General features: G+C 33.2%; 4 protein-coding genes. All 4 read left to right on the forward strand.

The window, feature by feature from the left end; genetic code table 11:
- The coding region (locus tag AACZ53_RS14390) for a hypothetical protein (RefSeq protein WP_339839874.1) at window positions 1-195 on the forward strand (195 nt) is incomplete at its 5' end.
- Window positions 196-222: 27 nt separating this feature from the next.
- The gene (rpsU, locus tag AACZ53_RS14395; protein WP_339839876.1) at window positions 223-528 is read left to right on the forward strand and encodes a 30S ribosomal protein S21; all 306 of its coding nucleotides are present in this window, start codon (window positions 223-225) and stop codon (window positions 526-528) included.
- Between the two features lie 188 nt (window positions 529-716).
- Complete coding sequence (locus tag AACZ53_RS14400; protein ID WP_339839878.1) at window positions 717-1,880, forward strand: hypothetical protein; 1,164 nt, start codon at window positions 717-719, stop codon at window positions 1,878-1,880.
- Window positions 1,881-1,907: 27 nt separating this feature from the next.
- A partial coding sequence (locus tag AACZ53_RS14405; protein WP_339839880.1) for a hypothetical protein occupies window positions 1,908-2,400 on the forward strand: 493 nt, incomplete at its 3' end.

The raw sequence follows: 2,400 nt of genomic DNA on the forward strand, positions 1-2,400 counted from the left end.
TTCATTCCTAAAAAATCAGTTGAGTTAGATAAGATAGAAAAATTAGGTGATACATCAAAAGATGATATAACTAAACAATTAGCTAAGTACGCTGAAAAGAAAACTAAATTAAAATTCAAACCAATGTATAACTACGAAGGTGCTGGATATGGAATTCTTTTAGATATTGATTTTATCGTAAAAAAAATATCATAACCAACTAAGTTATTTAAAAAAAGGAGAATGAGTAAAAGATTACCAATTGTTTCCATTCAAGTAAGAAAGGGAGATATAAACAGAGCACTCAAGATGTTCAAACGAAGAAGTATGGATTCTGGTCATCTTATGGAAGTAAGAGAACGAAGATACTACAAAAAACCCACAACTGTTCGTAGAAGAGAAAAACAATTGGCTGTTAGAGAACAACAAAAACAAACCATACTTGATAAACAGGGTAGTGGTGATACAAAAGCAAAGCTTTATACTAAAAAACCTAAGAAACAAAGGAATTTAGATAAGAAAGATAAAAAAAACGATAAAAACAGATAATATTTTACGTTTAATTATATTTTAACATACTTATTACTAATAATCCACCATTAATGTGGATTTACTATATTGGTTTATGAATACCCACGAATATCTTATGTAGGGTAACCCAAACAAACCGATTTTTTTAATTTTCTATTGGAAATCCCAAATATTTTCACAAACACAAATAAATCGAAAGGTAAATTATGGCAAACTCAAATTTGTTAAAAGAAGCTATCGCTGATGCAAAAGCCGTTAGAGCTACTGCAATAGCAAACGCTAAAATCGCTTTAGAAGAAGCGTTCACACCTCGTTTACAATCTATTCTATCTCAGAAGTTAACTCAAGAAATTGAAGAAGCTGATGAAGATAAAGAAGAAGTTGAAGAAAGCGAAGTAGTAGAAGCAACTGAAACAGTAACCGAAGAAGAAGAAGCAGTTGAAGAAACTGTAACTGAAGAAGAAGAAGCTGAAGAAGGTGAAGAAGTATCTGAAGAAACTGTAACTGAAGATGAATCAGAAGAAGAAGCTGCTGAAGAAGTAGAAGAATCTCATGATGAAGAATCAGAAGAAGTATCTGAAGAAGAATCTGAAGAAGAATCTGAAGAAGTAGAAGCTGAAGAAGAAGTAGAAGAAACTATGGAATCTGAAGAAGAAGCTGATGAAGATGAACTAGATTTAGAATCTATCATTAGAGAACTTGAAGAAGAACTTGATGATGAAGAATCTGAAGAAGTATCTGATATCGCATCTGATGAAATCGAATCACACGAAGATGAACACCACGCTGAAGAAGCTGCTGAAGAAGTAGAAGAATCAGAAGAAGGTGAATCAGAAGAAGGTGAAGAAGTTTCTGAAGAAAACGAAGAAGAATTCGAAGAAGAATTGGATGAAGAAATCAACTTAGACGAAATCCTAAAAGAAATGGGATACGGAGAAGATGAAGAATCTGAAGAAGAAGTTTCAGAAGAAGATGATAGTGAATTGGATGAAGCAAAAGCTGAACTAGAAGAAGCTATGACAACAATCAAATCATTAAAATCTACAATCAACGAAGTAAATTTATTAAACGCTAAATTACTTTACACTAACAAATTATTCCGTTCTTATGACTTGAACAATGACCAGAAAATGAAAGTTGTTGAAACATTAGACAGAACTAAAAATGTTAGAGAAGTAAAACTAGTATTTAGTACACTTGCGGAATCACTTAAAATAGGTGGTACATCAAGAAAAACAAAACAAACCGCGAAATTAACTGAATCATTCGCATCAAAAGTTGTTGCAAGTACTGCTCCTTCTAAAGAAGTAATTACTGAATCAACTAACACGATGGCTGATAGATTCAAACAATTAGCAAATATTAAATAATTTTAACCCAAAAAAAGGAAAATAAAAATGGCAAATTTTGATTTATCTAAATTAATGGAAGGAAAGAACCCACAGCAAGTTATGCTAGCAGAGACTAGAGAACTTAAAGGTAAATGGGAACAAACTGGACTTCTTGAAGGTTTAGCAGACAGAGAGCAATCTCAAATTTCGGTTCTTTTAGAGAACCAAGCAAAACAATTACTAGACGAAGCAACTGCAACAGGAACTTCAGCTGGTAATGAAGAGTGGAGTGGCGTAGCCCTTCCACTAGTAAGACGTATCTTCGGAGAAATAGCTTCGAAAGAATTCGTTAGTGTACAACCAATGAACTTACCATCTGGACTAATCTTTTATCTAGATTTTAAATATGGTACGGCTCAAGCAGGAAAAGGTGGATTCAACGGAAAATCACTTTTCGGTGGAACTGGTTCGGACTTAGGTTCAACTGATTCAGCTGTAAACGGTTTATACGGTGAAGGTAGATTTGGATATACTTCAAATCAATCATCTACTGATATCG

Origin of the sequence: uncultured Flavobacterium sp., assembly GCF_963975005.1 — a bacterium.
GTDB lineage: Bacteria > Bacteroidota > Bacteroidia > Flavobacteriales > Flavobacteriaceae > Flavobacterium.

Coding starts and splice junctions, on each gene's coding strand:
- rpsU (WP_339839876.1), top strand. CDS start 223: ATGAGTAAAAGATTACCAATTGTTTCCATTCAAGTAAGAAAGGGAGAT.
- AACZ53_RS14400 (WP_339839878.1), top strand. CDS start 717: ATGGCAAACTCAAATTTGTTAAAAGAAGCTATCGCTGATGCAAAAGCC.